This window comes from Stenotrophomonas sp. HMWF003 (assembly GCF_003061285.1).
Classification (GTDB): Bacteria; Pseudomonadota; Gammaproteobacteria; order Xanthomonadales; family Xanthomonadaceae; genus Stenotrophomonas; species Stenotrophomonas maltophilia_AP.
Map to the genome: position 1 here is coordinate 1 of NZ_QAIW01000132.1, position 7,225 is coordinate 7,225.

The 7,225-nt window shown below is 66.4% G+C and carries 8 protein-coding genes and 1 tRNA gene; 2 read left to right on the top strand and 7 right to left on the bottom strand.

Features of this window, described 5'->3' with window-relative positions:
- Positions 1–236: 236 nt before the first annotated feature.
- The 5 genes from DBR34_RS05075 to DBR34_RS05095 form a co-directional block, all read right to left on the bottom strand.
- Positions 237–1,604 (bottom strand): HAMP domain-containing sensor histidine kinase, encoded by a 1,368-nt coding sequence (locus DBR34_RS05075; protein ID WP_128095959.1) that lies wholly within the window; start codon positions 1,602–1,604, stop codon positions 237–239.
- Entirely contained in the window at positions 1,567–2,244 is a 678-nt protein-coding gene (locus DBR34_RS05080; RefSeq protein WP_017356179.1) for a response regulator transcription factor, read from the bottom strand. Before DBR34_RS05080 ends, DBR34_RS05075 begins: the two co-directional genes overlap by 38 nt.
- An 8-nt stretch (positions 2,245–2,252) precedes the next feature.
- Positions 2,253–2,726 (bottom strand): hypothetical protein, encoded by a 474-nt coding sequence (locus tag DBR34_RS05085; protein ID WP_128095960.1) that lies wholly within the window; start codon positions 2,724–2,726, stop codon positions 2,253–2,255.
- Between the two features lie 244 nt (positions 2,727–2,970).
- Complete coding sequence (rimK, locus tag DBR34_RS05090; protein ID WP_128095961.1) at positions 2,971–3,864, bottom strand: 30S ribosomal protein S6--L-glutamate ligase; 894 nt, start codon at positions 3,862–3,864, stop codon at positions 2,971–2,973.
- A gap of 103 nt (positions 3,865–3,967) precedes the next feature.
- On the bottom strand, positions 3,968–5,077 hold the full coding sequence (locus DBR34_RS05095) for a hypothetical protein (protein WP_258223674.1): 1,110 nt from the start codon (positions 5,075–5,077) through the stop codon (positions 3,968–3,970).
- 305 nt (positions 5,078–5,382) lie between these two features.
- Between DBR34_RS05095 and DBR34_RS05100 the strand changes: the two genes are divergently transcribed.
- Positions 5,383–5,589 carry a hypothetical protein gene (locus DBR34_RS05100; protein WP_128095963.1) on the top strand — a complete coding sequence of 69 codons (207 nt, stop codon included), beginning with the start codon at positions 5,383–5,385 and terminating at the stop codon, positions 5,587–5,589.
- 181 nt (positions 5,590–5,770) lie between these two features.
- Entirely contained in the window at positions 5,771–6,508 is a 738-nt protein-coding gene (locus DBR34_RS05105) for a hypothetical protein (protein ID WP_128095964.1), read from the top strand.
- 183 nt (positions 6,509–6,691) lie between these two features.
- Here DBR34_RS05105 and DBR34_RS05110 read toward each other — a convergent pair.
- Together DBR34_RS05110 and DBR34_RS05115 are read right to left on the bottom strand one after the other, a co-directional pair.
- Positions 6,692–6,765 (bottom strand) — tRNA-Gly (locus tag DBR34_RS05110).
- Positions 6,766–6,889: 124 nt separating this feature from the next.
- The coding region (locus DBR34_RS05115; protein WP_128095965.1) for an autotransporter domain-containing protein at positions 6,890–7,225 on the bottom strand (336 nt) is incomplete at its 5' end.

Here is a 7,225-nt window from a genome sequence, read left to right on the forward strand (position 1 = left end):
GAACAGTTGGACCGCCTGTACCGCCAGTTGGCCGCCACCCCCCGGTAGAGCCACCCCGTGGGTGGCTGCGTGACGGGTGGGATTCCGGGAAAAGCAGCCACCCATGGGGTGGCTCTACCTTCGTGGGATGCCCGGGTAGACCCACCCCGTGGGTGGCTGCGTGATGGGCGGGATTCTGTGAAGAGCAGCCACCCATGGGGGGGGCTCTACCAGGCGTGGGATACGCGGATGCGGCCTTACAGCGCGGGGGCGAACGTCAGTGTGGCGATGACGCCGCGCTCGACGCCTGGGCGCACGCTCACCTGCCAACCGTACAGGTCGCACAGGCGGCTGACGATCGACAGGCCGATGCCGCCGCCCTGCGAGTGGCCGGCATGGGTGCCGCGATACCCGCGCTGGAACAGCTTGGCCGCGTCTTCGGCGCTCAGGCCGGGGCCGCTGTCGATGACGTCCACGCGGTTGCCGCTGACCCGCACGCGCACTGCGCCTTCCTGCGAATACTTCACCGCATTGCCGATCAGGTTGCCCAGCGCCACCGACAAGGCCGATTCGGGCGCATCGATGACCAGATCACGGTCGCCCTCGAGCACCAGCTCCAGCGGCTTGCCGCCCAGTTGCGCACGATGGGCGTCCAGCAGCTGCTCGGTCACGCGCGCGACGTTGCTGCTGCCCTGCCCGCGCTCGTTGCGCGACAGCAGCAGCAGCGAGCCGATCAGGTCGGTGCATTGCTGTTCGGCACGCTGGATGCGCTGCAGGCGCTGCACCACTTTTTCATCCAGCCCCGGGCGCGCGAGCAGCAGTTCGGTGGCACCGCGGATCACGGCCAGCGGCGTGCGCAGCTCGTGGCTCACGTCGGCGTTGAATTCGCGGTCGCGCTGCACCACCTCGGTCAGCCGCGACGAATAGTCGTCGAGCGCCTGGGCCAACTGGCCCACTTCGTCATCGGGGAAGCGCGGGGCCAGCGGTTCCGGCTCACTGGTGCCACCGCGATAGGCGCGCAGGCGCGCGGCCAGGTCGGACACCGGCTTCATCACCTTGGAGGCCGACCACCAGCCCAGGACCAGCGACAGCACGCTGAAGACCAGTACCGAGAAGAACAGCGCGCGGTTGAGCTGAGCTTCGCCGCGAATGCTCTCGGTCATGTCGTAAGCGAGGAAGAACCAGGCATCGGGCGTCTTGCGGACCGCCAGCTTGTAGGAAAACGGACGATTCTCTTCGTCCACACCGGCCACGTTGTAGTTGCCCGTGGCGTAAGCGGCCCATTCCGGGCGCTCCTCACGTACCCGGTCGAACTTGTCCTTGGGGTAGGCAAACGCGCGCACCTGCTGGAAAGGCACCTCGGGGCTGCGGCCTGGATCGAGTTGATACCGCATCGCGAACTCGTCGATGTTGCGGTTCAACACGTCTTCCACCAGCTGGTTCTCCACGCGTGCGCGGGTCCAGTTGGTGGCAAACGCAAACAGCGCTGTCAAGCACAAGCCCAACAGCGCGAACGATACGATGATGCGACTGCGCAGCCGCCGCCGGTACGGTGCCCGGCGGCGCTCCCCCTTCGCCGTCACCGGATCAGGCTTCCGGGGCGGCGATGCGGTATCCGATGCCATGACGGGTCTGGATCAACGGCACCTCGAAGGGCTTGTCCACCACTGCGCGCAGGCCGTGGATGTGCACGCGCAGCGAGTCCGAATCCGGCAGCTCCTCGCCCCACACGCGGGTTTCCAGCTCCTGACGGGTCACCACGGCCGGGGCCGCTTCCATCAGCGCCTGCAGGATCTTCAGTGCGGTCGGGTTGAGCTGCAGCAGCTTGCCCTGGCGGCGCACTTCCAGCGTGTCCAGGTTGTACTCCAGGTCGCCGGTTTCCAGTACGCGGGTCTGCACGCCCTTGCCGCGACGCGACAGGGCGTTCAGACGGACTTCGACTTCCTGCAGCGCAAAGGGCTTGATCAGGTAGTCGTCCGCGCCGGAATCGAACCCGGCCAGCTTGTTGTCCAGCGAATCCCGTGCGGTCAGCATGAGCACCGGGGTCTGCTTGCGCGCTTCGTTGCGAAGCTTGCGGCAGACCTCGATCCCATCCATGCCCGGCAGATTGAGATCCAGCACGATCGCATCGAACTCATGGACCACGGCCAGGTGCAGGCCGGTCACGCCATCGGCGGCGAAGTCCACGGTGTGCCCGCGGTCTTCGAGGTAGTCGCCCAGATTGGCGGCGATGTCGCTGTTGTCCTCAATTACAAGAATTCGCACTGTGACCTCTAGAAGTTGTCGAAATTGCCAACGCGCTGCGCGTTGTTCATCCGCTGCTGCGCATCGTTCTTGTTGCGCTCACGCTCGGCGAGAGTCAAGCACTGGGTCACTGCAAAGTTGGACCCGGTTGCCTTCTCACGTCGGCATATTAGACGGCTATCTTCTCGGGCCTGTGTCAAAAGCGTGTTCACAATCTGCTGGTCGTTGAACAGATCCGTCTTGGCCACGGCAGGAATACCGGACTCGTCAGGGAAGCGCTCGAGGGTGATACGCATGCGCCCCAGTGCTTCGCGGACGCGGCTGCGATCCTCCAGCTTCAATTCGGCATAGGTTTTGCCGTCGCCCATCTCCCCCTCGATGCGTTGGATCTGTTCAGCCAGCGGCTTGCCCGGCACGAACACATCGTTTTTCTTGGCAGCCTGCGCCACTCCAGCGCTCAGCAACAGGAGCGTGGCGACAACGGCGAGCTTCATGCGTTTCATTTCAACCAATCCTTAGTCAGCCTGAACAGAGCGTCGACTGTATCCCTGTCGGGTTTGCCGCAGCAAGTGCGCTTTGGCAGGTGTGCCGGGGCCGGTAAAAAGGCCCAGACGGTAAACCGCCTGGGCCTGAAGTGTGTTCCCGATTACCGATCCTGCTGAGGAGGGCAGAGCTGCGGTTTGTCGGAGCGTACGCCGGGGTCGATTAAACCGGTGTTAAGCGCTCCGAAAGATTTCGAAAATCTGCTCAAGCCTTTGAAAGTGAAGGTTTTTTCATGGACGCCACGTGGTCAATGATGCGACCCGCGAGGTCGGCCTGGCAGATCGCCTCGATACCCTCCAGCCCGGGCGTGGAGTTCACCTCCAGCACCAGCGGGCCGCGGCTGGAGCGGATCAGGTCGACCCCGGCCACACTCAGCCCCAGCGCCTTGGCCGAGCGCACCGCCACCTGCTGCTCGGCGCGGCTGGCCTTGGCCGCGCGGGCGCTGCCGCCGGCATGCAGGTTGGAGCGGAAGTCCCCGTCGGGGGCCTGGCGCTGCATGGCGCCCACCACCTGGTCGCCCACCACCAGGCAGCGCAGGTCGGCGCCCTGGGCCTCGCCGATGAACTCCTGCATCAGGAAGTTGGCATACAGCCCGCGTAGTGCCTCGACAATGCCGCGCGATGCGCTGGCCTTCTCGGTCAGGATCACTCCCCTGCCCTGGGTGCCTTCGTTGAGCTTCACCACGTGTGGCGGCGGGCCGAGCATCGACAACAGGTCCACGGTGTCGTCGGGGTTGTCGCCGAAGACGGTCACCGGCATGTCGATGCCCTTGGACGCCAGGATCTGGTGCGCACGCAGTTTGTCGCGGGCCCGCAGGATGGCATCGGAGGGATTGGGCGTGCGTGCGCCCATCATCTCGAACTGGCGCAACACCGCGGTGCCATACCGGGTGACCGAGGCCCCGATGCGCGGGATCACCGCGTCCACGCCGGTGATCGGCCGACCCTTGTAATGCATGGTGAAGCCGTCGGCGGCAATCCGCATGTAACACCGCAACGGATCGAGCACCCGCACGGTATGGCCGCGGGTGCGCGCGGCCTCGACCAGGCGGCGCGTGGAGTACAGCTTGCTGTTGCGGGACAGGATGGCGAGTTTCATCGCGGTGCGAAGGGGCGGGAAAGCGCGCAGCATAGCGCGGGGCTCCCGTGTCCAGATGACGGTGGCGTGCTTGCACCGGCATGCGCACCTTATGAACGCACCGTCAGCCCCTGGGCAACGCCAGCCGCGCGCGTTGGCCCCTGCCGCCCACTGATACGGCGGTCTGCCGCCACTCCACCCTCAGGTCCAGTGCAACGTCCACCAGCGGCTCCCGATGCCAGCCCTCGGCGTCCGCCCATTCGCGGTAGCCCTGAAGTTCCAGCCGGCCGTCGTCGCTGGCGGCGAGCACATCCAGCGAGGCGCTGCGACGCTGCCCGCCCTCCCCTGCAAACACATGGCGACACACCGCCTGCCAGTGGCCGCGCCAGTACACCAGCCACACGCCCTCCACAGGCCGATGGGTGGCATCCAGGCAGACACCGGCCACCACGATGCAATGGCCACCGGGACTGGCAATGACGGTGTCCAGATCGCAGACGTGGCGCCCGCTGTCCGTGCCGTCCAGAGCCAGCGCATAGGGCTGTGTGCGCGTGAAAAGGCCAGGGTGTGCGGTCAGCCGCAGGTCGTCGGGCAGCAGCAGGCGTGCGTTGAGCTCGCGACCGTCGGGCAGCCGGTGGCGCAGCTGCGCCTGCATCGGGCTGGCCAAGGCCGGATCATCGGGCGCCAGCCAAAGGCCGTGGTACGCGCGCAGCGCGGTGGCCACATGCGGCTGGCGCGACACCCACGCCGCCGCGGCCGCATCCCCGTCCGCCTGACGCCGTTCGCCGAGCATCTGCCAGAACACGTGGGGGACCGCGTTGAAGTGAAGCAGGACCTTGCGTTGCTCGTCGTACCCCAGCACCCCATCGCTGCGGTCAACGTAGCCCGATGCGAGGCGCAGCGACGTTCCCGCCAGATCGGTCCACGTGCCGGTTTGCGCCGTGCCGCCGTCGCAGGCGATGTCGTCCACGATCGCACCGTCGCGCAGCATCTGCGTGCAGTAAGCCGGACCGCCCATGCCCAGCTCGGCCCAGCCCAGGGTCACATCGCCGGCGGGCGGCTGGCGGGCGAAGGGCGACAACGGCGCCGAACGCAGTGTCGCGCCGCCTACCGGCAGCACGTCGCCAGCCATGTCGAAGCGCGTCAGCAGGCTGTGCGTTGCAACGGAGGCAGCCAGTGCCGCAATCACGCCCAGTGGCGACCACCAGGCGATGCACACCGCCACCAGCACCACACTGGGCAGCCAGCGGGTGTACCGCCGGAGTGCCGTACGGTCAGGTGGCATGCGCCGCCGCCCAAGAATCGGATGTACCCCTCGCCCAGCCGCCTACGATGTCCATTGCACTCCGGTTGCCACGCTGGTTCAGACAGCGTGTCATTCAAGCCGATAGCAGCGGCACGAGCAATGGCTGCATGGCCATCGGGAAGAGATCGGCCGCGTGGGGGAGCGCCCGCAACCGCACTGCTCGCGGTTGCGGGTAAAAAATGCGGCCTGTAGGCTCAGCGCTGCCCAAGGAGGGCTATCAACGGAGATATGGCATGAAGATTGGACTCAGGCTGTCTGTTGCTGTTGCTGCTATCGCATTCACGCTGGGAATTGGTTCTGCCACTGCGCAATCCACGCCGTGTGACGCCTGCTACGCAGCCTATCAAGCGTGCATGGCCAAGCCGACCGGGCAACTTCTGTGCTACGGCGCGCTATCGCGATGCCTGAAGAATTCCACCGGGTGCAACCCGCCGAACTGACCCGCTGTACGCGCCAGCCCTCATGCAGTGGGGGCTGGCTCGATACTCCCATGCAGAACGCTCCCAGCCGTGTGGTGATGGCGCGTCCGGTATGGCCCAGCGTGCGTCGCGGCGGGTTACATTGAGCGCCGTCTGCATTGCCCCCACCGCCCTCAGTGCCACTGCCCGCATGGATCGCATGATGAACGCCCGCCACCGCGTGCTGGTTGGCCTGTTGGGCATCTGCCTGGCGACGGCGACGCATGCGGCGCCCGCATCGTTCACCACCTACGGTGACTTTTACCGATCCCTCGGCGGCCCCCTGTTTCCGGGGTCGGGCACGGACATGGCGATGCCCTGCACGGACGCGCCCCGCAACTGCGTCTGGGTGACCTCGATGGGCCAGGCGCTACGACGTTTCGACCAGACCCTGTGGAGCGGGCCGGGCGACCTGGCCATGACACCCCCTGCCGGCGTACCCGACGTGGCGTTCGACGGCGAGGCGTTGGTGGTGGGTACGCAGCGCTGGCCCCTGAGCCGCGCGATCAACCTCGCGCCCGCACCGTGGAATGACAACGCGCCGATCGCTGCCGAGAACGTGGCGGTCATGACGCTGTGGCACCGCGGCAACTCGGTGTGCCTGGACATCCGCCAGGTCAGCAGCGGCAAGGGCGACCGCTACACCAAGGTAGTGCTGCTGCATGAGAAGCGGCTCTACGTGCTGCCCCCGCTGTTCGGCACCTGTGCCGCCATTCGAGAAGCGCCGCACCACGGGTTCAGCTATCCGAGCAACACCTACCTGGGCGCCGGGATGGAAAGCGATCCGGAAGGCCTGCAGGTGGACTACCTGCTGTCTGACGGCATCACCCGCGTCGAACGGTACCGACTGCGCTTCCCTGACCACGACAATCCTTTCGTGTTCGAGGCCATGCGCGAGTAAGTGGGGGATGGCAGCGGCCAACGCGCGCCGATGGTTGCCCGGACATGCTGGGCATGCCCGGATCTGGCGTCCTGTACGGATGCCGCGGGCGAGAGATGCGATAGCGGTGCGCATGCAGGGAGGCGGTAAGCCGCAGGGTTCAACGACTTGCAGAACGCCGCAGGCTGCAGCGGAAGCCGGTGATGGAGCGGGTGAAGGGAATCGAACCCTCGTCAGTAGCTTGGGAAGCTACAGCTCTACCATTGAGCTACACCCGCATCGCGCCGGGCAAGTTTATGCGGCGGGGCGGTACAAACGCAACGGGCGGCACTGGGCCGCCCGTTGTTGCTGGCTTTCGCCAGCCGCCTGCAACGCCCCCTGCGGGGCGTTGCGCGCGATGGATCAGAAGCTGCCGCTGAAGCTGGCAAACAGCGACACGTCGCGGGCACGCTTCTGCAGCGTGGTGGTGCTCATGCCCACGTTGCTGTTCAGGCCCCACAGATTCAGGCGCGCACCCAGCACGGCGGTGGCGTAGTTCTTGTCGAACTCCAGGCCCGGCACCTTGTACATGCCCACCTCCGGCATCGACTGTAGCCACGCGCTGGCCTGCTGGCCGTCTTCGAACTCGTGGTCGTAGGTGACCTGCACGTACGGCTTGACGCTGCCGCCGTCGAAACGGGCCTGCCAGCCGATGCGGCCCACGGTGGAATCCACGTCCTGGTCGCCATAGCCCAGCGC

Coding starts and splice junctions, on each gene's coding strand:
- DBR34_RS05075 (WP_128095959.1), bottom strand. CDS start 1,604: ATGGCATCGGATACCGCATCGCCGCCCCGGAAGCCTGATCCGGTGACG.
- DBR34_RS05085 (WP_128095960.1), bottom strand. CDS start 2,726: ATGAAACGCATGAAGCTCGCCGTTGTCGCCACGCTCCTGTTGCTGAGC.
- rimK (WP_128095961.1), bottom strand. CDS start 3,864: ATGAAACTCGCCATCCTGTCCCGCAACAGCAAGCTGTACTCCACGCGC.
- DBR34_RS05100 (WP_128095963.1), top strand. CDS start 5,383: ATGAAGATTGGACTCAGGCTGTCTGTTGCTGTTGCTGCTATCGCATTC.
- DBR34_RS05105 (WP_128095964.1), top strand. CDS start 5,771: ATGAACGCCCGCCACCGCGTGCTGGTTGGCCTGTTGGGCATCTGCCTG.